The 26,052-nt window shown below is 62.9% G+C and carries 24 protein-coding genes; 9 read left to right on the top strand and 15 right to left on the bottom strand.

The genetic code is table 11. The annotated features are described in order from the left end of the window. Positions 1-165: 165 nt before the first annotated feature. The 6 genes from ORS3428_RS16985 to ORS3428_RS17010 form a co-directional block, all read right to left on the bottom strand. A complete protein-coding gene (locus ORS3428_RS16985) occupies positions 166-879 on the bottom strand; it encodes an ABC transporter ATP-binding protein (protein ID WP_071099454.1) in 714 nt (237 codons plus the stop codon). Further along, entirely contained in the window at positions 876-1,613 is a 738-nt protein-coding gene (locus tag ORS3428_RS16990) for an ABC transporter ATP-binding protein (protein ID WP_071099455.1), read from the bottom strand. The genes ORS3428_RS16985 and ORS3428_RS16990 overlap by 4 nt, the downstream gene beginning before the upstream one ends. Continuing rightward, positions 1,610-2,602 carry a branched-chain amino acid ABC transporter permease gene (locus tag ORS3428_RS16995; RefSeq protein WP_083355167.1) on the bottom strand — a complete coding sequence of 331 codons (993 nt, stop codon included), beginning with the start codon at positions 2,600-2,602 and terminating at the stop codon, positions 1,610-1,612. Before ORS3428_RS16995 ends, ORS3428_RS16990 begins: the two co-directional genes overlap by 4 nt. Position 2,603: 1 nt before the next feature. Continuing rightward, positions 2,604-3,524, bottom strand: coding sequence for a branched-chain amino acid ABC transporter permease (locus ORS3428_RS17000; protein ID WP_201788324.1), 921 nt, complete (start codon positions 3,522-3,524; stop codon positions 2,604-2,606). 109 nt (positions 3,525-3,633) lie between these two features. Continuing rightward, on the bottom strand, positions 3,634-4,905 hold the full coding sequence (locus ORS3428_RS17005) for an ABC transporter substrate-binding protein (protein ID WP_071099457.1): 1,272 nt from the start codon (positions 4,903-4,905) through the stop codon (positions 3,634-3,636). Between the two features lie 454 nt (positions 4,906-5,359). Further along, positions 5,360-6,856 (bottom strand): NAD-dependent succinate-semialdehyde dehydrogenase, encoded by a 1,497-nt coding sequence (locus tag ORS3428_RS17010; protein WP_071099458.1) that lies wholly within the window; start codon positions 6,854-6,856, stop codon positions 5,360-5,362. A gap of 137 nt (positions 6,857-6,993) precedes the next feature. On the opposite strand from ORS3428_RS17010, the gene ORS3428_RS17015 reads away from it, so the two are divergent. Then, positions 6,994-7,668, top strand: a complete 675-nt coding sequence (locus tag ORS3428_RS17015; RefSeq protein ID WP_071099459.1) for a FadR/GntR family transcriptional regulator — start codon at positions 6,994-6,996, stop codon at positions 7,666-7,668. 223 nt (positions 7,669-7,891) lie between these two features. On the opposite strand, the gene ORS3428_RS17020 is transcribed toward ORS3428_RS17015, so the two are convergent. The 7 genes from ORS3428_RS17020 to ORS3428_RS17055 form a co-directional block, all read right to left on the bottom strand. Beyond that, entirely contained in the window at positions 7,892-9,223 is a 1,332-nt protein-coding gene (locus tag ORS3428_RS17020) for an NAD(P)/FAD-dependent oxidoreductase (protein ID WP_071099460.1), read from the bottom strand. A gap of 48 nt (positions 9,224-9,271) precedes the next feature. Beyond that, positions 9,272-9,625 (bottom strand): cupin domain-containing protein, encoded by a 354-nt coding sequence (locus ORS3428_RS17025; protein ID WP_071099461.1) that lies wholly within the window; start codon positions 9,623-9,625, stop codon positions 9,272-9,274. Beyond that, positions 9,613-10,332 carry an ABC transporter permease gene (locus tag ORS3428_RS17030; protein ID WP_071099462.1) on the bottom strand — a complete coding sequence of 240 codons (720 nt, stop codon included), beginning with the start codon at positions 10,330-10,332 and terminating at the stop codon, positions 9,613-9,615. Before ORS3428_RS17030 ends, ORS3428_RS17025 begins: the two co-directional genes overlap by 13 nt. A 1-nt stretch (position 10,333) precedes the next feature. Continuing rightward, positions 10,334-11,047, bottom strand: coding sequence for an ABC transporter permease (locus ORS3428_RS17035; RefSeq protein WP_071099463.1), 714 nt, complete (start codon positions 11,045-11,047; stop codon positions 10,334-10,336). Between the two features lie 54 nt (positions 11,048-11,101). After that, positions 11,102-11,875, bottom strand: a complete 774-nt coding sequence (locus ORS3428_RS17040; RefSeq protein WP_244507992.1) for a transporter substrate-binding domain-containing protein — start codon at positions 11,873-11,875, stop codon at positions 11,102-11,104. Positions 11,876-11,963: 88 nt separating this feature from the next. Beyond that, entirely contained in the window at positions 11,964-12,740 is a 777-nt protein-coding gene (locus tag ORS3428_RS17045; protein ID WP_071099465.1) for an amino acid ABC transporter ATP-binding protein, read from the bottom strand. 745 nt (positions 12,741-13,485) lie between these two features. Further along, the gene (locus ORS3428_RS17055) at positions 13,486-14,340 is read right to left on the bottom strand and encodes a GNAT family N-acetyltransferase (protein ID WP_071099497.1); all 855 of its coding nucleotides are present in this window, start codon (positions 14,338-14,340) and stop codon (positions 13,486-13,488) included. A gap of 282 nt (positions 14,341-14,622) precedes the next feature. Between ORS3428_RS17055 and argE the strand changes: the two genes are divergently transcribed. The 6 genes from argE to ORS3428_RS17085 all read left to right on the top strand — a co-directional run bounded on the left by argE (position 14,623) and on the right by ORS3428_RS17085 (position 21,197). Further along, the gene (gene argE, locus ORS3428_RS17060; RefSeq protein WP_071099467.1) at positions 14,623-15,747 is read left to right on the top strand and encodes an acetylornithine deacetylase; all 1,125 of its coding nucleotides are present in this window, start codon (positions 14,623-14,625) and stop codon (positions 15,745-15,747) included. Positions 15,748-15,760: 13 nt separating this feature from the next. Further along, positions 15,761-16,684, top strand: coding sequence for a 2-hydroxyacid dehydrogenase (locus ORS3428_RS17065; RefSeq protein ID WP_071099468.1), 924 nt, complete (start codon positions 15,761-15,763; stop codon positions 16,682-16,684). Between the two features lie 23 nt (positions 16,685-16,707). Beyond that, entirely contained in the window at positions 16,708-17,061 is a 354-nt protein-coding gene (locus ORS3428_RS17070) for a cupin domain-containing protein (RefSeq protein WP_071099498.1), read from the top strand. A 143-nt stretch (positions 17,062-17,204) separates the two neighbouring features. Then, positions 17,205-18,668 (top strand): aldehyde dehydrogenase family protein, encoded by a 1,464-nt coding sequence (locus tag ORS3428_RS17075; protein ID WP_071099469.1) that lies wholly within the window; start codon positions 17,205-17,207, stop codon positions 18,666-18,668. Positions 18,669-18,678: 10 nt separating this feature from the next. Further along, positions 18,679-19,722, top strand: a complete 1,044-nt coding sequence (locus ORS3428_RS17080; protein WP_071099470.1) for a tartrate dehydrogenase — start codon at positions 18,679-18,681, stop codon at positions 19,720-19,722. A 17-nt stretch (positions 19,723-19,739) separates the two neighbouring features. After that, positions 19,740-21,197, top strand: coding sequence for an NAD-dependent succinate-semialdehyde dehydrogenase (locus ORS3428_RS17085; protein ID WP_071099471.1), 1,458 nt, complete (start codon positions 19,740-19,742; stop codon positions 21,195-21,197). A gap of 26 nt (positions 21,198-21,223) precedes the next feature. Here ORS3428_RS17085 and ORS3428_RS17090 read toward each other — a convergent pair whose 3' ends face one another. Together ORS3428_RS17090 and ORS3428_RS17095 are read right to left on the bottom strand one after the other, a co-directional pair. Beyond that, positions 21,224-22,498, bottom strand: coding sequence for an NAD(P)/FAD-dependent oxidoreductase (locus tag ORS3428_RS17090; RefSeq protein ID WP_071099472.1), 1,275 nt, complete (start codon positions 22,496-22,498; stop codon positions 21,224-21,226). 16 nt (positions 22,499-22,514) lie between these two features. Next, the gene (locus ORS3428_RS17095; protein ID WP_071099473.1) at positions 22,515-23,183 is read right to left on the bottom strand and encodes a haloacid dehalogenase type II; all 669 of its coding nucleotides are present in this window, start codon (positions 23,181-23,183) and stop codon (positions 22,515-22,517) included. A 319-nt stretch (positions 23,184-23,502) separates the two neighbouring features. On the opposite strand from ORS3428_RS17095, the gene ORS3428_RS17100 reads away from it, so the two are divergent. Then, positions 23,503-24,342 (top strand): GNAT family N-acetyltransferase, encoded by an 840-nt coding sequence (locus ORS3428_RS17100; protein ID WP_071099474.1) that lies wholly within the window; start codon positions 23,503-23,505, stop codon positions 24,340-24,342. A gap of 127 nt (positions 24,343-24,469) precedes the next feature. Beyond that, complete coding sequence (locus tag ORS3428_RS17105; protein WP_071099475.1) at positions 24,470-25,843, top strand: aspartate aminotransferase family protein; 1,374 nt, start codon at positions 24,470-24,472, stop codon at positions 25,841-25,843. The last annotated feature ends 209 nt before the right edge of the window (positions 25,844-26,052 follow it).

Here is a 26,052-nt window from a genome sequence, read left to right on the forward strand (position 1 = left end):
ACTGAGGAGAAAGATCCCGGGCAGACTTCTCACCGTTCGGCATCACGACGCCTTCGATTACCCCGTCTCGCGACCACACCTCGCCCTTTGGCCTGATAGGTGCTGCGTTAATGGTCCGAAGCGTCGTTCGTAGACGACTGCGGAGAAGACGCTGGCTTCCAGACTTCAGGCTCCGCCCATGTAGATGTCCATGATCTGACGGTCGTCGCGCACATCTTGCGGGCTGCCCTCGAAGCGTTTCGAGCCGGCGGCCAAGATGTAGAGTTTGTCTGCGATCGGCATGGCTTCGCGGATGTTCTGCTCGACCATCAATATGCCGATGCCTTGCTTCGTCAGCGTCGTGATGYGCTCCAGCGTCTCGATCACCATGGCTGGYGACAGGCCGGCGGAAGGCTCGTCGAGCAGGATAAAGCGCGGCTCCGAGACCAGCGCGCGGGCCAGTGACARCATCGCCTGCTCGCCACCCGACAACGCGCCGGCCGCCGTTTTGCGCCGCCTGGCCAGTGACGGATACTGGTCGATTAACGTCTCAATGCGCCTTTCCACCAGCCGCTTGTCGGCGATAGCGTAACCACCCATGCGCAGGTTCTCCATCACCGTCAGGCGCGGGAACACGCCGCCGCCCTGCGGCATCAGCACCAGCCCCTCCCGTACCACCTCGTGCACGGGCAGATTGGACAGCACGGTCTCACCAAGGCGGGCGGYGCCGCTCCAAACCGGCAGCGCCCCGGCGATCGCCTTTAGCAAGGTGGATTTGCCGCAGCCGTTCGGCCCGAAGATGCAAGTGATTTTCCCGAGTTCGGCGGTCAGCGAGATTCCATGAACGATCTCCTGCTTGCCGTAGCCCGTGACGATGTTCTCGGAGGCCAGCGTGCTCATTGCGGGCGCCCCAGGTAGGTCTGCATGACTTCAGAATTGCGCACGATGTCCTCGAAGGCGCCGCTGGTTACCACCCGTCCCGAATCCATGACGATGATTCGGTCGCAGACGTTGCGAACCATCTCCATGTCATGTTCGATGACGAGGAAGGACACGCCTTCTTCGCGGAGCCGGGCAATCGCCTCCAGGATGATCTTGCGGATATTGGGGTGGACTCCTGCCGTTACCTCGTCGAGCAGGATAAGGGTTGCCTGCCGCATGACGGCGCGGCCAAATTCCAGCAGCTTCTGCTGACCGCCGGACAGGTCCGAGGCGCGGTTGTCGGCGACATGCTCGAGCTTGAGGAGGGAAAGTGTCTCGGCCGCGCGCTCGTGTGCGCCCTGCCAGTGACCTTCCGCCGCCGCCGCAAGAAGGTTCTCGGTCACCGTCATATTGTCGAACAGGGCCGGGATCTGGAAGGTACGGGCGAGACCGAGCCGGGCGATCCTGTGCGCGCTCATTCCGGCGACGGCACGGCCGTCGAAGCGGATATCGCCCTTGTCCGGCATCACCGTGCCGGAGACGAGGCTGAACAGCGTCGATTTTCCGCAGCCATTGGGGCCGATGAGTCCGGCGATCTCGTGCCGCCCGACCGCCAGCTCGACGCCGTTGGCGGCCTTGATGCCGCCGAAATGCTTAAAGAGCCCGCGCACGCTCAGGATCGGATCGGCTGCCGACTGCGTCCCGCCGCTCATGGGTGCCCTCCCTCACCGCTGTCGACCAGCTTGTCCAGGACCTTGTCCAGCGCGTCGTTCTTACGCTTTGCGAACAGCCCGGCGATGCCGTTGGGCAGGAACAGCACCACCAAGACGATAGCGGTGCCGAGGATGGCGATGTAGAAGGCGGTGTCGCCCCAATACATCCAAATCAGCCGGTTCACGACGAACAACGCGACGCCGCCGATGGCCGGTCCCCACAGTGTGCCCAGACCGCCCAGCAGCACCATCACCACCATCTGGTCGGTGATGTCGCCGCCGAAAACGGACTTCRGATTGATGAAGGTGACCCAGTAGGCGAAGATGGCGCCGAAGACGGACGCAGTGACAGCGCTGAGCACGAAAGTCTGCAGCTTCACCAGGGCTGTGTTGATGCCCATCGCCTCTGCCGCTGGCTCGTGGTCGCGTAGCGCCTTCACCTTCAGCCCGAAGCCGGAACGCTCGAAGAGCGCCCAGGTGAGGAAGTACGTCAGCGCGGCTGTACCGAGCATGGCAAAATAGAAGAAGCGTTCGTTGAGATACGGCGGCAGTCCGATACCACCGATACCGCCGGTGAAGTCCATGGCCGAAGCGACCTGGATCAGCACCTCGGCAAAGGCCCAGGTGGCGATGGCGAAGTAGGCGCCGCGCAACCTCAGTGTCGGTGCGCCGATGATGAGCGCGCACAATGCGGTCACCACCATACCTGCGGGAATCGTGGCCGGGAACGGCAAGCCGAATGGATCGCTCATCAGGAACGCGGTCATATAGGCGCCGAGGCCGAAAAAAGCCGACTGGCCGAAATTGATGTAGCCGGCATATCCGCCCARCATATTCCATGAGCAAGCGAGCCCCGCCCACATCAGTGCGCCGGTGGCAATGCGCAGCCAATAATTATTCACTGTCCATGGCAGGACGCCTAGCACGACGATGATGATGGCGAGAAGAACGAGGCCGCGCCATTGCGGGTTTGTCGGCAGTAGCGCCATGTCAGAGCCCCCGCCGCAGGATCCCACGCGGGGATATCAAGAGAACTAAGAACAGCGTCGTGAAGATCGCCAGCAGCGAATAGCTGGCACCGACATACGTCGAGACGAAAGCTTCGATGACGCCTAGCAAGAGCGCCGCCACCAGCGCGCCCTCGACAGAACCCAGACCGGCAAGCACGGCTACGAAGAAGGCAAACAGCGTGTAGCGCAAGCCGACCTCCGGATTGACCGAGTAGATCGCCCCCATCAGGACACCGGCCATGGCGGTGATGCYGGCATAGAGGCCATAGACATTGGCGCTCAGCCGTCCGATGTTGACACCCATCAGTGCGGCATTGTGCCGGTTCTCGGCAGTCGCGCGGATCGCTAGTCCGTAGCGGGTGCGATAGAGAAACAGGAAGAGCCCGCCGGCGATCGCAGCGGCGAACACTGCCGCCACAACCCGGATCAACGGAACCGTGACCGGGCCGATTGCCAGGCTTTCGCCGCCCACCATGGTTGTGACGTTCCGGGTGTTGAAGCCCCACGCTGTCAGCATGCCGCCGCGCAGTAGCGTGAATAAGCCGAAGCTGAGCGCCAGAGCCATCAGCTCCGGGCGCGCCGTGCGGCTGTTACGAACATTATAAATCACCGGGCCGATCAGATAGCCGAGGGCGCCGAAAAGGACGAAAGCCAGTGGGATCGCGAGGAAGCCGTCGAGCCCGAGCCAGGCGGTGATATAGTAGCCGAGGTAGCCGCCCAGCACGACCCAGCCGCCGACCGCGAAGTCGATGACGTGCAACACGCCGAAGGCGAGCTGAAAGGCGACGGTAAAGGTGGCGATGACACCTCCGATTAGAAGGCCATTCAGCAAGGTCTGGAGAAAAAGATCCAAGGCAGCATCCGTTTTTCGCAGGGAAACGGGAAGGTGGACATTCTGCAAGCCCGCATGGGCGAAGCGGACGGCCCGTCATTTTTACAGCTATGCGCAATCGGTGGCGCACCCTTAGGCAGATGCGGGCGGCGAAATCGTCCGCATCTGCCCAACCGGCCTATTTCCAAGCCGGCAGTGGGTAGATGTAGTCGGCTGCCGCAGCCTCCTTTGGCCCGACCGCGACGGTCTTGCCGCTCTGGATCTGGACCAGGACTGGCACTGGCTGGATGTTGTCGTGGTAGTGAGGGCCGTCCTTCTCGAACTTGATCGGCCCGTAGAAGGTCTGGATGTCGGTTTCGGCGATGGCATCCTTCAGCGCCACGCGGTCCTCCGGCGCCAGCGCCGGCTTCTTGCCGAGGCGCTTCAGCGCATCGCCCAGCACCAGACCGCTGGCCGCGCAGGCGGCGGCCGTATAGTCCGGCTCGCCTCCCAGTTTCTTCTGCGCCATCTGTGCGAAGTCCTTGGCCGTGCCGAATACGTCGTCCTTGTAGGACACGGTAGGCAGCCATACCACCACGCCCGTCGTGCCGTCGGCGTCCGCGCGGAGCGCCTGGGCGAAGGCGGGATTGGTGATGCCGTAGTGCATGATCAGCGCCTTCGGCCGGTAGTTCAGCGATTTCGAAGTCTTGACCACATTGATCAGTACCTCCTCATGGCCACCGACCGCGATGATGTCGGGATTGAGTGCGGCGATCTTGGAGATGACCGGCGTGAGRTCCCCTTCCGGCGGCACCAGCTCGTAGGTGGYCAGTTCGAGGCYGGCGGCCTTGGCACCGTCGCGAAAACCTTCGCCCGTCTCCTTCGAGAACGGCTCGTTGACGCTGATCACAGCCACCGTCTTCGCGGCCGGTTTGGAAAGCTTCGCCAGCACGCCGAGCGACAGGCCCGAAGTTGTATCGACCGCCGGGATAATGCCGAAATTGAACTCAGGCTTCGCCTTCCACACGTTGGGCGATTCCGCCGAACCAGAGATCATCGGCACCTGGTACTTCTGACAGATCGGCTGTACGGCAATGGTCGAGCCGCTCGTATAGGGACCGAACAGCACGTCGACCCCGTTTTGCACGATCAGCCGCTCAGCGGCGTCTGCGCCGGTCGCCGGGCTGCTCTGGTCGTCGCCGTAGAACATCTCGACCTTGAAGCGATCACCAGCTACCTCCACGCCGCCCTTGGCGTTGATCGCATCCGCCCAAAGGTCATAGCCCTGTTTGGTCAGGTTGCCGCCAAGAATGTTCTCGCCCGAGAGCGAAGTGATCACGCCCGCCTTGAAGGTCGCGGCTTGTGCGCGCGCCGTTCGCACGAACGGCATGCCCAGTGCACCGGCCGTGAGGGCCATGGCGCTGCCGCCAAGGAACCTGCGGCGCGAGAAAAAACGATCGATTGGAGCCATTTTGCAAATCCTCCCTTGCTTGTCATGGCGGTGAAGACGTTTCCGATTACTTCCCCACCGAAAGTCCGATTGGAAAACCGGTGGCACTTTTACTTCGTCTTGAGCAGCGCCCGTTCGCTCAATGTCGAAGCCGGTTCAAATCAACACGACTCTCCTCACCGGCCAATCTCGTGCGCAGCTTGAATCAGACTCCCTTCATGCACACGAGATCGATTTGACGTACACGGGCTCCAGCCCGACAGATCGATCGCGCAAGACTTACCTCGATCGCCGGTTCGCCAAATCCATATATAGCTCCCGGCTTGGCAGTTCCCATGTCTGAGCCGTCGCCTGGACAATTTTCTCCTCCTTGCAGGCGCGGCGGAATTTTTGGGCCGTTTTGCTCACAAATTTTGCCATATGCGAGCGCGATGCTGGCCGTTTTCGATCCCGGTTGGCGAGTCTAGTCATATCGTTACCAGTTGGTCGCGATGTATTTTGGTTGGAGATATTCAAGCAGCCCGTGATGCCCTCCTTCCCGGCCGAGCCCGCTCTGCTTCATCCCTCCAAACGGCGCTGCCGGGTCCGAGACCACGCCCCGATTGATGCCGACCATCCCACTTTCGATGCGTTCGGCGACGCTCAGGGCGCGCCTGAGATCACCGCTGAAGACGTAGGATACGAGGCCATACTCGGTGTTGTTCGCTAGCCGTACAGCCTCGTCTTCCGTATCGAAGGGCGTRACCGCTGCGACCGGCCCAAAGATCTCCTCCTTCGCGATATCGKAATCGTGAGATACGTCAGCAAGGACCGTAGGAGGATAGAAGAAGCCCTCGCCAGACCCCGGTTTACCGCCCGTTTCGATACGGGCCCCACGCGCAACGGCATCCTTCAGTAGGCGATCGACCTTCTCCACCGCAGTCGCTGTAATAAGCGGCCCGAGCTGGGTCGTCGCTTGAAGACCCGGCCCCACTGAAAGCGACGACATTTCCTCGGTAAGYCGGCGGACAAAAGCATCGTAGATGYCGCGCTGTACATAGAAGCGGTTTGCCGCAGTGCAGGCTTCTCCGCCGTTGCGCATCTTGGYGACCATGGCGCCGGCTATGGCATCCTCCAGATCCGCATCATCGAACACGATGAAAGGAGCGTTGCCACCGAGTTCCATCGAACAACTGATGACCCGGTTGGCGGCCTCGCGCAGCAGGATGCGACCAACGGCGGTCGAACCCGTGAATGACAGTTTAYGCACCCGGCTGTCCTGTAGCATCGCGCTCACCACAGGCCCTGCGGCCGTGGTCGTCACGATGTTGACGACACCTTCGGGCAGACCAGCTTCCATGAGGATCGCGCCGATCGCCAACGCGGTCAGCGGGGTCTCAGCCGCCGGCTTTAGTACGCACGTGCAACCCGCCGCGAGCGCCGGGGCGATCTTGCGAGTCGCCATGGCAGCAGGGAAATTCCAGGGCGTGACGAGAACGGCAATGCCAATCGGCTGGTATTGAACTAGGATTCGATTTGCACCGCCCGGCGCATAGCCTATGTCGCCGAGACTGCGCACCCCTTCCTCAGCGTACCAACGGAAAAACTCTGCGGCATAGGTTACCTCGCCGCGAGCGTCCGGGAGCGCCTTGCCGTTCTCCAGAGATATCAGTTGCGCTAGCCATTCGGCACGATCGAGCATGAGCTGATGGCAGCGCATCAGGATGTCCGATCGCCGGCGTGGGGGTGTTTGCCTCCACATCGTCGCAGAGGCTTCCGCAGCGTCGATCGCCCGGATTCCGTCGGTGACTGCGCCGTCTGCGACAGATGCAATCGTGCGCCCATTGGATGGATCGGCGACATCAAACCGATTGCCGCCGGTTGCACTTGTCCATTTGCCGCCCACCAGCAGCTCTACAAGAGCGCCTGCAATGATAGCAGAAGCATCCGCGCGAAAAGGTTCGATATCCCTTGCTGGCTGAGTCACACTCATCCTCTCGCGGCTTTAGAAACCCGGTGCAACCAATCTGTGGATTGCTGGGACCAATATGACATTGGTATTGAAACCGGTGTCAAGATAGATCAAATTGGTTGCGGAGAAATTTGCCGATTTGTTCTGGAGTGAGCCGTATGACGGTCGTTCTGAAGGATTTCATTGAGGCGGAAGGATTGCAGCCAGGTGACCGGCTGCCACCTGAGCGCGATCTAGCGGTCAAGCTCGGTTTGCCGCGCACGGCCCTGCGGCGCATGCTGGCCGAGATGGAGCAAGAGGGACGCCTTCTTCGTCATGTGGGGCGTGGCACTTTCGTCGCCGAGCGCGGCGCAACTGCAAGCGCTCCGTACCGGGCACAGAATGCCTCCCGGAAGGAACTGTGGACTTATCCCGCTGAGGTCTTCGAAGCACGATTAATCATCGAGCCGAAGGTGGCCGCGCTCGCGGCGTTGCGAGCGACGCCCTACGAAACCGAAGAGATGCAGAAGGTCATCCAGCATGGCAGTACCGCCGCGACGCTGGCGGAGTTCGAGCGCTGGGACGCCGCGTTCCATCAATTAGTAGTGGCGGCGGCCCGCAACGGATTGCTGGCCTCGCTCTACGAAGGTATTCACGCGCTTCGGGCGGGGCGGCTTTGGGGACGCATGAAAGAGCAGTCTCTGACGAAAGAGCGTATGCAGGAGTATACGGCTCATCATCGCGCGATCTTGCAGGCGATCATTGACCGGGACGGTGGGCAGGCCGAACAAAGAATGCATAACCATATCTTGACCGCGAGAGCCAACATTCTCGGGTCAGAGACAATGGCCTAAGAAGGTATCGCCAACAATACTATCAGACTGCCGTACACTTCCGAGCGGGATGGCGGCCTTCGAACTCTGCTCGCTTGTCGCTCTATTCAAGGCGAGGCACCTGACACGCTTTAACGTTCTCACTGCGCGCGGATGGACCGCCCGTCAGTCCGGGAGAAATGAGTGTCAGGCAGATGCAATGCGAAAGGATGTGCATCCGGGCCTGCCCGCAAGAAAGAGCCGGTCATGGCCGCCTTCGTTCGGGCTGCCGGCGGCGCATGGCACGCTTATCCCGCCATTCATAAAGGGAATAGACAAGCGGGATGAACCACGGCTTGCCGCGGTAGAATGGTATGGCCTTCGGCGCGGGGTCGAAATCGAAGGCGGACTGCGCCTTTTCGGCTTCGCCGAGGATCTTGAAGGCGGCCTTCTTGCCAAGCCAGCGGGCCCAGACCACTCCGGAACCGCAGAACCCGGTGGCGTAGACCGTATCGCCCGAGGTGAAAATACGCGGCACCATGTCGCGATGCATGGCGACCTGGCCAAACCAACTATGCGTCAGGCCAACGCCCTCCAGCTCGGGGAAAATCCGGCCGAGTTGGCTGCGCAGATGGGTGGTCGGCGCCAGCGCGTCACCCGCCGTGGTGCCGTCCCTGCCACCGAAGAGGATGCGCGATCCGTCTGGCGAAGGGCGATAGTAGTAGCTGAGCTGGCGCATGTCGCCATACATCATGCGCTTCGGCATCAACCGGTCCATCGCGCCTTCCGCCAATGGCTCGGTAGCGATGATGCGGCTGCGCACCGGCACAATGCGGCGGCGCAGCCAAGGATCAAAGCCGTCCGTGTAGGCGTCCGTGCAGATCAGCACCTTCCTGGCGAAGACGTCGCCGCGGGACGTTCTCACACGGACCCCGCCAGCCTCGGCGCTCGTTCCCGTAACGGCTGTGTTCTCATGGATCACCGCCCCGGTTGCCATTGCCACCCGTAGAATACCCGCAAGCAGCTTGGCCGGATGCAGGCCCCCGGTATCCATCCGCACGAATCCGCCCGTGTAGAAATCCGTCCCGATGTAGGTCGGCACGTCCAACCGGGCGACGGGATAAGCCTCGATCCCCAGGAAGCGCCTCAGTAGATCGGCGGAGCGGCTGAGTTCGTCGCATTCATCCGCGTTGATCGCGCCGACGAAGAGGCCGGAGAGATGGAAGTCACAGTCCACCTWCTCCTCCTTCAGAAAGGCCCAGAGGTCTTCCCGCGCAGCCTTTCCCTCCATCAGGATCTCGGTGGCGCAGGCCTCGCCGAATCTTCTGATCAACTCCTTGCGCCCGAGTCGAATGCTCCCGCTCGCCATGCCGCCGTTACGGCTGRAAGCCGCCTGCCCCAGCGCCTGGCGATCAAAAAGCTGGACACTGCGTCCGGCACGAGCAAGCTCGATGGCCGCCGAAAGTCCTGCGTAGCCTCCGCCAACGATCGCCACGTCGCATTTGGAGCCGACGCGGCTGACCGGGAGGGGAGAGAAGGTGCAATCGTCCCACCAATAGGGCGTGGACTTGAAGGGGCCAGCGGAAACTGCGGTCATGGAAAGCTACCAGCCTTTGGTCGGACAAGTTCGGGCAGGCAAAACCGGTCAATCACGTGAGACCCAGAGTTTGCGCGTGGTCTCGATCGCGCGCCATACGCCGGTAAACCCCGGATGCATGACGAAGGCATCGCCAGCCGCGATGCGGCGCGGCTCGCAGCCATCCTCAATGAGTTCGGAGACACCTGACAGGATGTAGCAGAACTCGAAAGTCTCGCCCTTAATCGAACGATAGGCGCCGGGCGTGACCTCCCAGACCCCCGCCTTCACGGCACCGTCAGCCGTCTGGGCGATATCCCAGCTGAGAAAACGAGGATCGCCCTCCACAAGGCGCTCGGGCAGAGGCCGCCCTTCGCGTGGGCGCGGAAGAACATTCTGGTCGATGAAGGTCAACTTGGACATAGGGATGTGGCCTTTCTGCGGGTCAAACGCCGTTCGAACCAAAGCTGCCGTTCCAGAAGCTTCAAAGCGGTCAGCCCGACGACATTGAGGGTGAGGTAGAAGACGGAGGTGATGACGAAGATGTCCATAATGGCGAAGGTTTCGCTCATGAGGCGTTTGGCCCAACCCGTGATTTCGAGCACAGCGATGGTTGAGGCGAGGCTGGATTCCTTGACGATGATGGCAACCTCACTGCTGTAGGACGGCAGCGCTTGCCGCAAGGCCAACGGGAACTTGATCCGGCGCAAGACTATCCAGGGCGACATGCCGCTGGCTTCCGCCGCCTCGATCAACCCACGCGGCAGCGACAGGAAGGCCGTGCGAAAGATTTCGGCTGTGTAGGCGCCGGTGTTCAACAAGACGGCGACAATGGCTGCGTGCAAGCCGTCGCCGACAAGCCACCAAATCACTGGGTTGGCGCGAAGGATCCCGACCTGTCCCAATCCGTAGTAGATCACGAATATCTGCACCAGCATGGGCGTGCCGCGAAAGACAGCGCAATAGGTGTCGGCCACCTTGCAAACCAAACGATTGCGCGAAGTGCGGGCAAGCGCCAGCAGGATGCCGAATGGCAGTCCTAAACCCACGCCGAACACCGAGATCAGAAGYGTGGTCTTTGCGCCGGTGAGAAGGAATGGAACCGCATAGGCAACAATGGTGAAATCCATTCTAACCTCCGCTGAAGCCGCGGTTGATATGGCGCTCAGCCAGGCCGAACAGGGTCTGACTGACCGCCGTCATGGCGAAGAACAGAGAAGCCGCGATGCAGTAGAAGAGAAGTGGCGAGCGCGTGATTCCGGCCGCGATGGCCGCCATGCGCATCAGTTCCTGCATGCCGACGATGGAAACGAGCGAAGTATCCTTGATCGTCATCTGCCAGACATTGTTGACCCCACCGAGAGCAAATCTCAACGCGAGCGGCAACGTGATTCTGAAAAAGGCGACCCGTGGAGGTAGCGCCAGAGATTTCGCGGCTTCAAGGAGGCCTTTGGGAACGGCTTCCAAAGCGCCGCGCATCACCTCGATCGAATAGGCGCAGGAAATGGTCGCGATGGCGAGGACGCCGATGATGTAAGGGTAGGCACTTTCAGCCACGTCTCGGTAGCCGAAGACGACGGCTATCTTCTGCACCCAGTCGACGGAGCCGAAGAAGAGGAGATAGATCACAAGAAGGCCAGGCACGCCGCGGACGACTATGCTGTAGACGTCAACCATCTGGGACAGCACCGGAACCCGCTGCCAGCGCGCGATGGCAAACGGGATGGCTGCGATCAGCCCGATCACCATGCCGGCCAGACCGATGCAGATCGTGACGAAGGCGCCGCGCAGCAAAGCGAGCCCCCAGCCCTGCTCCACGATCAGCGACCAGAAAGTTTCAAACATGGACGACACCCGTCGGGCCGTCGCGGACTGCGACGGCCGGTTGATGCGAGAGGATCACTTCTTGCAGGGAATGGTGTAGTCGTCCTTGAACCACTTGAGGGAAGCTTCCTTGATCTTACCTCCGTTGATCATGTTGCAGAGCGCGGCATCTACCTTGGCCTTGAGTTCGGCATTGCCCTTGCGCATGCCGATGCCCATGCCGTGGCCGAGCGTTTCAGGATCGTTCATCGCCGTAATCTTCACATCGATCTTCGTGAAGTTGGCGCCGTCCGGCGTGGCAAGGAAATCCATCCAAGTCGGCGAGTCGCCGAAAGCAGCATCCAGGCGGCCAGCCGCAAGGTCAGCGGTCTGCTGAGTGGTGGCATCATAAGTCTTGAGATCGGCGCTGGTCGCCCGCTTGCCGATGAATTTGGCATAGGTCGTGCCCGTCACGACGCCGACACTCTTTCCGGCGAGCGCTTTTTCGATCTCCTCGAGACTCTTGAGCCCGGCAAGCGAGGAATCTTTGGGGACCACGAAATAGAGCGGCGTGGTGGCGTACGGGATGGAGTAGTCGATCTTCTTCTGGCGCTCGGCAGTGATGCCTAGGCCGGAAATGATCACGTCGAAGCGGTCGCTATCCATGGAGGGAACCAGCGAGCTGAAGGCCTGCACCACGAATTTGCACTTCATCTTGAGTTCGGCGCAGACGCCGTTGGCGACATCGGCGTCGAAGCCGGTGACGTTTCCGTTGGCGTCGGCCATGCTGAACAATGGCGCATCCCCTTCCGTGCCGACGCGAAGGACGCCCTCCTCGGCGCGCGCCGCACCGGCTGCGGCAGCGAGCATGAAACCCGATAGGAGAATCGAACGAAACGTTTGAACTGAAAGCATGAGTGTTACCCTTTTTTCTTTGTTCTAATGAAGAAAACCGCGTTCACGCGGCGGCTGGCATGACGCTGGAGAGAAACCGTTTCACCGCCTCCGAGGCAGGGTTGCGAAACAGCTCTTCCGGCGCATCGTCCTGCTCAAGGATACCTTTGCGCAGGAATATCATTCGGGTCGACACGTCGCGTGCAAACCGCATTTCATGGGTGRCGAGAAGGATGGTCGCCCCCTCCTCTGCAAGCGTGCGGATCACCTTCAGCACCTCGCCTACGAGTTCCGGATCGAGCGCGGAGGTGGGCTCGTCAAAAAGCATGATCTTTGGCCGCATCGCCAGCACCCGTGCGATCGCCACGCGCTGTTGTTGACCGCCCGAAAGCTGACTGGGATAGCGATCGCGGAACTCGGCCATCCCCACCTTGGAAAGCGCCGAAAGCGCCATGTCCTCGGCCTCCCGCCTTCCTTTCCCGAGCACGTAGACGAGCGCCTCCGTCACATTGCCGATCACAGTGCGGTGCGGCCAGAGATTGAAGCTCTGGAACACCATTCCGGTCCGCTGGCGAAAGAGTCGGATCTTCGCGCCGTTGGTGATTTCGCTCTTGCCCCGTCCATTGGAGCTGATGGAGATAGCGTCGCCCGTCACCACGATCCTCCCTGAGGTCGGCGTCTCCAGAAAGTTTATGCAGCGCAACAGCGTGCTCTTTCCCGAGCCGGACGCGCCAACAAGGGAAACGACCTCGCCCTCCGCCATCTGGAAACTGACGTCGTTGAGGATCCTGACTGCGCCGAAAACCTTGCTGAGTTCATGGACCTCGAGAACCGGGGCCATGTCATGGTACCTTCGGTTCCATTCAGATTGCGCCTTCTCAACTCCGGGCCGGGCCCAGTTGTCCGAAGCGAGTTCGTTAATTGCTGCTTGGCAACTGTGACTATCGCTCCCGCTGCGGTCGGTGACGCCGCCGTCTGYACCGCATCTGCTCGAAACGGTTCGATATCCTTTGTTGTCAGTCATACGCATCGGCTCGCTGCCTCAAGCAACTACGTGCAACCAATCCCCGGGTTGCTAAACCAATATGAAATTGGTATCGCAACCGGTGTCAATACAGATCAAATTGGTTGCGAAAAAATCTGCTTCCGTCCGCGGAAGTGGCTGTATGACGGTTGTTTTGAGCCAGGCGACCGGCTGCCTCCTGAGCGCAATGTCGCGGTCGAAGTCGGTTTGCCCTCGGACGGCCGTGCGGCGCATGCTCGCCTAGACGGAGCAAGAGGGGCGCCTTCTTCGCCACGCGGGGCGTGGCACTTTCGTCGCGGGGTGCGGCGCAGCCGCAGGCGCTCCGTGTCCGAAGGAAATGTGGACTTATCCAGCTGAGGCCTTCGAAAGGCGATCGATCATCGAGCCTGAGATAGCCGCGCTTGCGCCCTTACCGGCGACGCCCTACGAAACCGAAGCGAAGAGGAAGGCTGACACGACAATCATTGTCGGACGAATACGCACCACCGCTGCCGTGCACAGGGATCAGCTGTACACGACTGAATGTAGGCCGACTAGTTATCGGAGCGCGTCCCGGACGGAGCTACCCGAGCGTTTGACTGGCGAGCGCATAAGTCATTGGCATGGTTGCCCCGCCTGAAAAGTCAGCGAGACGTTTGCCCAGCGACATGGTCAGCACGGTGTCGAAGACAAGCATTCCGCTGTGCGATAGAAAGTCGGCGAACTCGCCGCTTTCCATATGGGTGTCCACCCGCAGGAAGCTGCCCGAATGCTCGGCCACGTGCGGCTGGACCACCGCGATGGCGTCGGTATCTCCCTTCGCTATAACCGGTCCGATGACGTAGCCTCGGCCGAAGGGCCGGCACAAGGCGAAGGCCTTGACTGCGCCTTCCTCGAAGAGCCCGTAGGCAACGGACTGGCCGAACAGCTTTCGGACAAGCGCTGCCCTACGCACCCCGAAGCCAGCCGCATCGAGCGCGATGATCTCCGGCACGTGCTCGGCTCGCAATTGCCGGACCTCGCCATGCGCCTCGTCTACGCCAGCTGACCCGATTGCGTGGGCAACCCCTTGGCATTGATAGACGGTCTTCTCCGGCTGGAAGCCGAGCGAGAGGTAGAGCCGCCTTGCCGCTCGGGTTGCGTTGAGGCGCAGGTCGCGTCCGCCAACCTTATCGAAGACACGCTTCATCAGCCATTGCGCCGCACCGAGGGTCTGCAGCCGCGGCGAGGTAATGACCATCCCAATGGTCGCGAAGCTGGAGCCATGCAGGAACCACATGGCCGAGCCGAGAACCCGGCCGATCTCATCAAGCGCCACGAAACCTTGTCCCGCTTCGCGCAGGAATTGCCAGTCCTCGGCCCGATGCGGCCATCCCACCGACAGCGAGAGCGCGTGCAACCGGTCCAGTTCGACGCCTTCGATGTCGCCGATCCGCATCGAGAAGGCATCGATTTTCAAGCTCTCGGACRGCTTCAATTTCCGTGCCTCTGATTGCCGTATCAGAGGGATGACACATAACTGCCACCCCTATCCGCCAACGCTAAACGACCCAGACCAATACGATTTGCTCGAAAGTCGAGCACCAACGCAAGATTCAACTGAAACACTTCCGCTTTCGGCACGCAATCGCGAGAGAACGCGTACACCCTCTCCGAAATTGTTGCAGCATACGGTCGACGGCACCGATCCCGGCGAACCTTAAWTGCCTTGAGGGCTGGAATGGACGTCTTCGACATCCTCGACCGTCTCGTCGCCTTTCCATCGGTTGCCGGCAAGYCGAACGGCGACATCACAGGTTGGATCGCGGCCCATCTCGCGGAGCAAGGAGCGAAGGTCACCGTGCTTCCAGGACCGGAAGGCGACCGTTCCAATCTTTTCGCTACCATCGGCCCCGCCGATGTCCCGGGCTACATCCTGTCGGGCCACATGGACGTCGTTCCCGCCGGCGAGCCGCAGTGGAGTTCGGCCCCTTTTTCGCTGCGTCGGGAGGGCGAGCGGCTCTACGGACGCGGCACCACCGACATGAAGGGGTTTCTCGCCGCCGCGCTCGCGGCCGTGCCGCACCTGGCTTGCCTGCACCTCGCCAGACCAATCCACCTCGCCTTGTCCTATGACGAGGAGGTGGGGTGTCGCGGCGTGCCGCATCTGATCGCCCGCCTTCCGGAACTCTGCGCGAAGCCGCTCGGCGTCATCGTCGGCGAGCCGAGCGGCATGCGCGCCGTGCGCGCCCACAAGGGCAAGGCGGCCGCCCGCATGACTATACACGGGCGCTCCGGCCATTCCTCGCGGCCCGATCTCGGGCTCAACGCCATCCATGCCATGGCCGATGCGCTCTGCGCGGTCGTGAGCGAAGCCGCACGGCTGACCCGCGGTCCGTTCGACTCGTGCTTCGAGCCGCCCTACTCCTCGCTGCAGGCCGGCGTGATCGCGGGYGGACAGTCGGTCAACATCGTCCCCGACACCTGCACGCTGGAGCTGGAGGCGCGCGCCATACCCGGAATCGATCCCGCCAGYCTGCTCACACCCATCAAGTCGAAGGCCGAGGACAATGCGGCTAACGGCTTTCAGGTCGAGTGGACGACGATCAGCGCCTATCCGGCGCTGTCGCTGCCGCAAGACGCGGCACTGGCGGCATTGCTGCGCGAGCTGACCGGTGAAGCGCCGCTCGCCGCCGTCAGCTACGGCACGGAGGCCGGACTTTACCAGGCTGCCGGCTTCGATGCGATCATCTGCGGCCCCGGTGATATCGGCCGCGCCCACAAGCCGGACGAATATATCCTCGCCGGCGAACTCACTGCCTGCCAGCGGATGGTCGAAGCGCTGGGCGCGCGTTGCGCGGCTTGAAGGAGCAACCGGAATGACCTTCCTGTTCAACTCCGACACGCAGCGCGGCGCGGTCTTTGCCGAGGCCTTTGCCAAAGAACTGCCGGGCCTTCCCTTCGCGATGAATGCCGAGACGGTCGATCCCGATGCCGTGCGCTATCTGATCACCTGGACCGTGCCGGATAATCTTGCCCGCTACAGGAACCTGGAGATTTTGTTCTCCATCGGCGCCGGCGTCGACCAGTTCCGCCTCGATGCGGTGCCCGCGAGGGTGAAGATCGTGCGCATGATCGAGGAAGGCATCGTGCGGATGATGCAGGAATACGTGACGCTCGCTGTGCTTGGCCTGCAYCGCAACCTGCCCGCTTATTTGGAGCAGCAGCGCGCCTGCGAATGGCGCGACATCCCGCAGCTTCAGGCCGGGTCGCGCCGGATCGGCGTGCTCGGCCTCGGGGAGYTCGGCCAAGCGGTTCTCGACCGGCTGAAACCGTTCGGCTTCCCCCTCGCCGGCTGGAGCCGCTCGCCGCGGCAGATCGAGGGCGTGACCTGCCATCACGCCGAGGTGGGGCTGGAGCAGATGCTGGCGGCCAGCGACATACTGATCTGTTTGCTGCCGCTGACCAAGGATACGCGCGGGTTCCTCGATACCAACCTCTTCGCAAAGCTGCCCAAGGGCGCGGCGCTGGTCCACACGGGCCGGGGACCCCAGCTGGACCACCAAGCGCTCGTCGCCGCGCTCGACTGCGGCCACCTAGCGGCCGCAATGATCGACGTGACCGATCCCGAACCGCTGCCCGCGGGACATCCGTTCTGGTCGCATCCGAAGATCATTCTGACCCCGCACGTCGCCAGCGTCACCCAGCCCGCGACCGCAGCGCAGGYCGTCATCGAAAACATCAAGCGCCACCGTGCAGGTCTTGATCCGATCGGACTCGTCGATCGGTCACGCGGCTATTGAACTTCAATCAGAAAGGCCATCCCTTGTCTCTGCTCAAAACCGTCGATATCAACCCCGCCTTCCCGCCGCGCGAGTCCACGGCGCTGCCCGAACGGCTGATTTCCGGCAACCCCGCCTTCAAGACCTGGGCGCAGGATGTCGCCAAGGACGGCCTGGTCCACACCGGCGTCTGGGAGGCGACGCCGGGCGAGACGCGTTCGATCAAGGGCGAAACTTTCGAGTTCTGCCACATCCTCTCCGGCGTGATTGAAATAACGCCGGACGGCGGCGAGACGGTAACCTACCGCGCCGGCGACAGCTTCGTGATGAAGCCCGGCTTCACCGGGGTTTGGAAGACGATCGAGACGGTGCGCAAGATCTATGTGACGGTCGGATAACAGGATCCGGATGAGGTGCCGCGCGGAAGATTTTGCCGTCCCTCGCATCCGGCACGCAAGATTCGTCGGCAGYGGGTCGCCGAACAGCGCATGCTGCGTGCCGGGACGCGCTAGGCTCCGGCAATGCTTCAAAGTGGCCGCCCATGAGCCTGAGCTTCGATCCGGACACGATCCGCCTGCCTGTCGGCCATTTCGTCGGCGGGGAACTGATCCCGGCTGAGGGCGGGATCGAGATGCGCCGCCCTTCGGACGGCAAGGCATACATCGCCTGCCCCGTGGCCGGCGTGGACATGGTCGACCGCGCGGTGGAAAGCGCCAAGGCGGCGTTGAAAGCCAGCAACTGGGGCGGCGTTCGGCCGCGCGAGCGCACCAGGGCGCTCCAGGCCTGGGCCGACCTCATCGAGGCAGAAGCCGCAACGCTCGCCAGGATCGAGGCACTGTGCTCGACGCGACCCGTGGGCCAGCTCATCTCCGGCGACATCGCCGTCACCGCCGAGCAGATCCGCTTCTTCGCCGAATTCGCCGACAAGGAAGGCAGCGACCTCGTGCCAACCGACGACGCCAGTCTCGGGATGATCATGAGCGAGCCCTATGGCGTTGTCGGCGCGATCGCGCCCTGGAATTTTCCGATCTCGATGGCCGGCTGGAAGCTCGGCCCGGCGCTTGCCGCGGGCAATGCGGTCGTGCTGAAACCTTCGGAAATGACACCCTTCTCGACCGTTTATATGGCGCAGCTCGCCATTAAGGCTGGCCTGCCGGCAGGGCTTGTCAACGTGGTGCTCGGCGACGGTCCGACCACCGGCACGGCGCTGACCGGCCATCCGGAGATCGCCAAGGTCAGCTTCACCGGCTCGACCCGCGCCGGCTCTGCCATCATGGAGAACATCGCCCGCACCGGCGTCAAGCCGATGACGCTGGAGCTCGGCGRCAAGAGCCCGCAGATCGTCTTTGCCGATGCCGATCTCGACAAGGCGGCGACGGCAATCGCCGGCAGCGTCACCTTCAACGCCGGCCAGGCCTGCGTGGCCGGAACACGTCTGATCGTCGAGAAGAGCGTGGCCGACAGGCTGACGGCTGCGATCCTGGAAAAGATGAAGGCGGTGCGGCCCGGCCCAACCTGGGACGAGGCGACGCAGTATTCGCCGATCATTTCCGAACGGCAGCGGGCGCGTGTCGACGGCATCGTGCAGGCCGCGGTCGAGGCCGGTGGCGAATGCCTGACCGGCGGCGGCGCCATGGATGCTCCCGGCTATTTCTACGAGCCGACGCTGATCGCCAATGTCGATCAGAACAACCCGGCGATCGTCGAGGAGATCTTCGGCCCGGTCCTGACGGTGCAGACCTTCGAGACCGAGGAAGAGGCGCTGGCGCTGTCCGGCCATCCGACCTATGGCTTGGCTTCCGGCCTGTTCACCTGCGACCTGTCGCGCACGATCCGTCTCGCGCGTAAGCTCGAAGCGGGCACGGTCTGGGTCAACCGCTATAGCCGCTCGCGCGACCACATCCTGCCGACCGGCGGCTACAAGCGCTCCGGCATCGGCAAGGACCTCGGCCGCGAGGCCTATCACGCCAACCGCAGGACCAAGAGCGTCCTGATCAGCCTGTGAAGAGACGCCGATGAAAACCTACTCGATCGCCCTGATCCCCGGTGACGGCATCGGCCGCGATGTGACCGCCGCCGCCTGGACGGTGCTGGAAACAGCGGCCAAGCACTCCGGTTTTACCCTGACCGGAACCGAGTTCCCCTGGTCCTGCCGCTTCTTCAAGGAGACCGGCCACATGATGCCCGAGGACGGCATCAAGACCTTGCGCGGCTTCGATGCCATCCTTCTCGGCGCCGTCGGCTGGCCGGCCGAAGTGCCGGATTCCGTCTCGCTCCACGGCCTGCTGCTGCCGATCCGCAAGGCCTTCGTGCAATACGCCAATATCCGGCCGCACCGCTTGCTGCCGGGCGTCAGAGGCCCGCTGCGGGCCGAGAGCTTCGACATCCTTTGCATCCGCGAGAATACCGAAGGCGAATATTCCGGTGCCGGCGGGCGCGTGCACCAAGGTACTCTGGACGAGGTCGCGGTGGAGACCTCGATCTTCACCCGCGCCGGCGTCGAGCGCATCCTGCGCTTCGGCTTCGAGCAGGCGCGTGCGCGACGAGGCAGGCTTGCCTCCGTCACCAAATCCAACGCGCAGAAATACTCGATGGTGTTCTGGGACGAGATCACGCGCAAGCTGGCGGCAGACTATCCGGACGTCCAAGTGACCAGCTATCATGTCGACGCGCTTGCCGCGCGCATGATCATGGAGCCGCAGAGCCTGGACGTGGTCGTCGCCTCCAACCTGTTCGGCGACATACTGACGGACATCGGCGCGGCGATCCAAGGAGGTCTCGGCTACGCCGCCTCCGCAAACATCAACCCGGACCGCTCGGCGCCGTCGATGTTCGAGCCGGTGCACGGYTCCGCCCCCGACATCGCCCATCTCGGCATCGCCAATCCGATCGCTGCCATATGGTCCGGCGCAATGATGCTCGATCATCTCGGCGAAAAAGACGCGGCCGGCCGCGTCATGAACGCGATTGAAGCGACAACGGCGCGGGACATTGGAACCACCGCCGGCAAGGACAGCACAGACGCCATTACAGCCGCGGTCGTCGCGGCGCTCAACTGAATCCAAGGTCGTTTTCGATGAAAGGCTTGAAAGACAAAACTCTCTTCCGCGAAGCCGGACTGATCGGCGGCAGATGGGTCGAGGCCGGTTCCGGCAAAACGGTCGATGTCATCGATCCGGCGATACAGCTATCGATCGGCACAGTGCCAGACATGGCAGGTCCGGAAACCCGTGCGGCCATAGAGGCTGCGGCTTCCGCCTATCGGGATTGGAGGAAGAAGACCAATGCCGAACGTGCTGCCCTCCTGGAGGCTTGGCATGGCCTGATGCTCACGCATCTGGACGATCTCGCGCTGATTCTGACGACGGAACAGGGCAAGCCGCTGGACGAGGCCAGAGGCGAGATCCGCTACGGCGCCTCCTTCGTCAAATGGTTCGCGGAGGAGGCGCGCCGCATCAACGGCCACACCATCCCCTCGCCCACGGCCGACCGGCGCATCATCGTGCTGAAGGAGCCCGTCGGGGTGTGCGGCATCATCACGCCCTGGAACTTTCCCAACGCGATGATCACCCGCAAGGTCGCACCGGCGCTGGCCGCCGGCTGCACGGTGGTCATCAAGCCATCCGAATTCACGCCGTATTCGGCGCTGGCGCTCGGCGTGCTCGCCGAACGCGCGGGCATTCCCGCCGGCGTCATCAACATCGTCACCGGAATGCCGGCCGAGATCGGCAACGAGATCATGGCGAACGAGACCGTGCGCAAGATCTCCTTCACCGGCTCGACGCGCGTCGGTTCGCTGCTGATGCGCGGGGCGGCCGACAGCGTAAAGCGGCTCAGCCTCGAGCTCGGCGGCAACGCGCCCTTCATCGTCTTCGATGACGCCGATCTCGACCTAGCCGTCGAGGGCGCGCTCGCCTCGAAGTTCCGCAACGGCGGCCAGACCTGTGTGTGCGCCAACCGCATCCTCGTCCAGGCCGGAGTCTATGACGCCTTCGCCGCGAAGCTAAGCGCCCGCGTCAACGCCATGACGGTCGGACCCGGCACGCAAGCCGGCGTCGCCATCGGACCGATGATCAACATGGCGGCGGTCGAGAAGATCAATCGTCATGTCGAGGACGCGCTCGCCAGAGGCGCCACGATAGTCACGGAGAAGCCGGTGCTGCCGGAAGGACCTCAGTATGTCGCGCCGCTGGTGCTGACCGGCGCCACAAAAGAGATGCAGCTCGCCGGTGAGGAAACCTTCGGCCCGGTTGCGCCGCTCTTCCGTTTCGAGACGGAAGAGGAGGCGATCGCGCTGGCGAACGGCACGCCGTATGGGCTTGCTTCCTACTTCTACACCGAGAACCTGAAACGCGCATGGCGCGTCGGCGAGGCGCTGGAGTTCGGCATGGTGGGGCTCAACACCGGATCGGTGTCGATGGAGGTGGCCCCCTTCGGCGGCGTCAAGCAGTCCGGCCTCGGGCGGGAGGGCGCGCAGGCCGGCATCGAGGAATATCTCGAGATGAAAACGTTCCACATGGGAATAGGGGAGTAAGGCAGCAGGGAATGACCCCTACTCCCCTACTTCAGCCGATCGRGCGCCTTGTAGTAGAGGCCGACCATCGGCAGGAACCAGGGCTTGCCGGAATAGCCGGGAATGGCTGGCCACTCGACCCCCTTTATCGGATTGCGGTCCTCGCGGCCGAGCATGGCATCGGCCATGATCATGCCGAGCTGCGTGGAAAGCTGCGCACCGTGCCCGGAATAGCCCATCGCGTACCACATCCCGTCATGATAGCCGGCGCGCGGAAAGCGGTCCTTGGTCATGTCGACCAGCCCGCCCCAGCAATAGTCGATCTCGACCTTGGCGAGCTGCGGGAAGATCGCGGCGAGGCTTGCCCGCAATATCTGTCCGCTCTTGGCGTCGGAGCGCTGGTCCGACGTCGCCGAGAAGCGCGCGCGGCCGCCGAAGATCAGGCGGTTGTCCGGCGAAAGCCGGAAGTAGTTGCCGATGTTCATCGAGGTCACGCATGTCCGGTTGCCCGGCATGGTCGCGGCGATCTCCGTCTCGCTCAGCGGCCGCGTGGCGATGATGAAGCTGCCGACGGAGATGATCCTGCGGCGGAAGTAGCCGAAATTCGGCGTCGTGTAGGCACCGGTCGCCACAAGCACGTTGTCGGCGCTGATCCGGCCACGGGAGGTGGTCAGCTCATGCCTTTTGCCGGTCTGCTTGCGGTCCGTCACCCTGGTGTTCTCGTGGATGACGGCGCCGTGGCGGGCGGCAGCCGAAGCAAGGCCGGCCACATAGCGGCCCATATGCATCATGGCGCTTTTCTTCGACAGCATCGCGCCGTGGAAGGAAGCGCCGATCTCCGACTTGAGATCGGCCGGCGACAGCAGCGCCGTATCCGGATCGACCTCCGCATGGACGGCTTCGAAGTTGCGGGCGATCGCCTCGAAATGCTGCGGCTTGGAAGCGAGCTTCAGCTTGCCGGCGCGGCGGAAGTTGCAGTCGATGCCTTCCTCGGCGACCAGCGCCTCGATGGTGTCGACGGAGTCGTCCAGCGCCCGGTAGAGCGCGATCGCGCGTTCCTTGCCGAGCTCTGATTTGGCCGAAAGGTAGCTGTGAGCGAGGCCGTTGTTCAGGTGCCCGCCATTGCGCCCGGATGCGCCCCAGCCCACCCGCTCCGCCTCCAGCACCGCCACCTTGGCGCCGGCCTTCGCCAGCTGCCGCGCAGCGGCGAGACCGGTGAAGCCGCCGCCGATGATGGCGGCATCGTAGTGCCCTTCGACCGGGCCTTTTACCCCGCCGGCAAAGACCGGGGCGGTGTCGTGCCAGTAGGAGACGAATTTCATCGGCAACCCGCCTGTTTCAAAGCCCCACCACACCCGGCAGACCGGAAATGTCAGCGATCTCGACATAGCCGTAGTACGGGTTGGCCGGTTCGTGRCCGCGATTGACCCAGATCTTGTTCTTGATGCCGAGATCATGCGCCGACATCAGGTCGTAGCGGAACGAAGACGAACAGTGAAGGATGTCTTCAGGGCCGCAGCCCAGCCTGTCGAGCATGTATTCGAAAGCCTTGAAGCGGGGCTTGTAGGCCTGTGCCTGCTCGGCCGTGTAGACGGCATGGAACGGCGCGCCGAGCTTCTCGACATTGGACATGATCTGCGCGTTCATGGCGTTGGAGAGGATGACCAGCGGAATTTCCCTGGCGACCTTCGAAAGCCCCGCCGGAACGTCGGCGTGAGGCCCCCAGGTCGGAACGCGCTCATAGACCATCCTGGCGTCGTCCGGGCTGAAGGTGACGCCGTTGCGCTTGCAGGCGCGCTCGAGCGCGTTGTGGATGACGTCGGCATAAGGCTTCCAGTCGCCCAATATCTCGTCGAGCCGGTACGCCGCGTAGTTCTTGATGAATTCCTGCATGCGCGGCTCGTCGAGCCGGCTGCCGTAGAGGTCGCGCGCCGCTTCCGCCATCTGGAAATTGGYCAACGTGCCGTAACAGTCGAAGGTGATGTATTTGGGCCTGAAAGAAGCCATGTCCGTCGATCTCCGGTGGAAGCACATCCGCGTTGGATGTCTTTCATCATAGGCCGGCACGCCGCGACCCACCTGACCGAAATGGGCCTCCCGAAAGCAGAAAGTTCCGTATCCGCCGTCCGGTTTGGCACGCTGTAGCATGTTCAGCGTCGATGAATGCGTCGGTCGGTGGCGTGAAGCGCATCCCGTTCGACAGGCGCCAGCACAAGATGCGGCGCACCCCCTGCGCAACGGCGAATGATACTGCCGAAGCCGAGACCTTCAGACAATCTACTGGGCGCCGATGGCCGAGACTTGGGGGCAGATGGAAGGATGCCTCATGCAGCAGGGCGAGATAGAGCTCCAGGACTTCGGACCGGACCATATCGAGGGTGCGGTGGCCCTGTCTCGTCAGGAGAATTGGCCCCATCGCCCGCAAGACTGGCAGATGGCGCTGCAGCTCTCGAGCGGCGCGGTCGCGCTCGACGACCAGGGCCGTGTCACCGGAACCATCCTGGTAACCCCCTACGGCGCGGATTGCGCCATGATCAACATGGTGATCGTCGACCGGAACGCGCGGGGCAAGGGGCTCGGGCGCCGGCTGATGGAACAGGCCTTCGCCCTAGCCGAGGACCGTCCGCTGCGACTTGTCGCGACGGCGGACGGCATGCCGCTCTATCAGAAGCTCGGCTTTGTGCCCTCCGGAACGATCCTGCAGCATCAAGGCAACGTCGCCGAGCTTGGTGCGCCCGACGGCGCGGAAGCAGCAAGCGCCGATGATCTGCCGGAAATCAAGGCGATGGATCGCGGCGCCTATGGCGCTGACCGTGAAGCCCTGATCGATGCGCTGGCCGAGCGCGGCGAATTCGCCGTCATCCGCCGCAATGGCGTGATCGAAGCCTATGCTGCAATCCGCCCGTTTGGACGCGGCGAGGTGATCGGCCCGGTCATCGCGGGAAGTGCTGAGGACGCCAAGGTCTTGATCGGCTTCTTCGCCGCACCGCGTCCCGGCGCCTTCCTGCGCGTGGATACCGACAGCAGGACCGGCATCGCCGGCTGGCTGCAGGACATCGGCCTCGCCCATGTCGGCGGCGGCGTGGCCATGGRCCGTCCCGCCAAGAACGGCCCCGAACAGGCCAAGCCAAAAATTTACGCCCTCGCCAACCAGGCGCTCGGCTAGAGCCGGATGATTTCGGATCGAGTCGATCCGAAATCAGAATCCGGCTGTAAATCAAAGAGACAGAGCATGATGTCGTTGGAAAACCGCGGCACATTTTTTGGCATCATGCTCTAACCGGAGGACAAGAATGCTTGCCAATTCCCTGATCGAACTCGACCGCGCCCATCTCATCCATCCGGTCGCCTCTTATCGCGGCCATGAGGCGCTCGGCGTGCGCGTGCTGAAATCGGCGAAGGGCGCGACCGTGACCGATGCGTCCGGCCGGCAACTTGTCGACGGTTTCGCGGGGCTGTGGTGCGTCAATGCCGGCTATGGACACGACAGCATCGTCGAGGCGGCGGCCCGGCAGATGCGCGAGCTTCCCTACGCCACCGCCTATTTCGACCTCGGCTCGGAGCCGGCCATCCGACTCGCCTCGGAACTGGCCGAGCGCGCGCCGGGCGACCTGAACCACGTCTATTTCACGCTCGGCGGGTCGGACGCGGTCGACAGCACGATCCGTTTCGTCCGCTACTATTGGAACGCCAGGGGCGAGCCGAAGCGCGACCAGTTCATTTCCATCGAGCAGGGCTATCACGGGTCGTCGGTGGTCGGCGCCGGCCTGACCGCGCTGCCAGCCTTCCACGCCGGTTTCGGCATCCCGTTCGAATGGCAGCACAAGATCCCCTCGCCCTATCCCTATCGCAATCCGGTAGGCGAGGACGGGCATGCGATCACCGCCGCATCGCTCGCCGCACTGAAGGCCAAGATCGAGGCGATCGGCCCGGAGCGGGTCGCCGCTTTCTATGCCGAGCCGATCCAGGGCTCAGGCGGCGTCATCGTCCCGCCGAAAGGCTGGATCAAGGCGATGCGCGAACTCTGCCGCGATTATGGCATCCTGTTCATCGCCGATGAGGTGATCACCGGCTTCGGCCGCACGGGACCCCTGTTCGCCTGTACCGATGAGGACATCGTTCCCGATTTCATGACGACGGCGAAGGGACTGACCTCGGGCTATGTTCCGATGGGCGCCGTGTTCATGGCCGATCATGTCTACAACGTCATCGCCGATGGCGCGGGCAGCGCGGCGGTCGGCCACGGCTACACCTATTCCGCCCATCCGGTCAGCGCCGCCGTCGCGCTCGAAGTGTTGAAGCTCTATGAGGACGGCCTGCTGGAGAACGGCGCCAGAGCCGGTGCCCGCCTGATGAGGGGGTTGGAGGACCTGAGGGACCACCCGCTCGTCGGCGATGTGCGCGGTCGCGGCATGCTTGCCGCGATCGAACTGGTGGTCGACAAAGAGAAGAAGACACCGCTTCCCGCCGCAGCCTTGCCGGCGCGGCGCGTCTTCGACAGGGCGTGGGACAACGGCCTGATCATCCGTGCCTTCGCGCATGGGGTTCTCGGCTATGCCCCGCCGCTCTGCTGCACCGATAGCGATATCGACGCGATCATCGAGCGCACGCGCCGAACGCTCGACCAGACGCTGGAAGACGCGGATGTCCGCAAGGCGCTGGCATGACGKGCGGCCAATATTTCGCGTTTCGAAATATCGCTGCGGCAGGCGATTTCGCAATTTTGTGCCGCAGCCCCGCGCCTTTTCGGCGAATCCGGCGCGGGGGAAGTGCCAGACTGCTTTTAACGACAAGGCCAGAAAGCCCGAATTTCCGGGCCTTTGAAAAAGGCCGACGCCCCGGACAGAACGGAATTTTGTTCTGTCCAGCATGATGC

Source organism: Mesorhizobium sp. ORS 3428 (genome assembly GCF_001854785.1).
Taxonomy (GTDB): domain Bacteria; phylum Pseudomonadota; class Alphaproteobacteria; order Rhizobiales; family Rhizobiaceae; genus Mesorhizobium.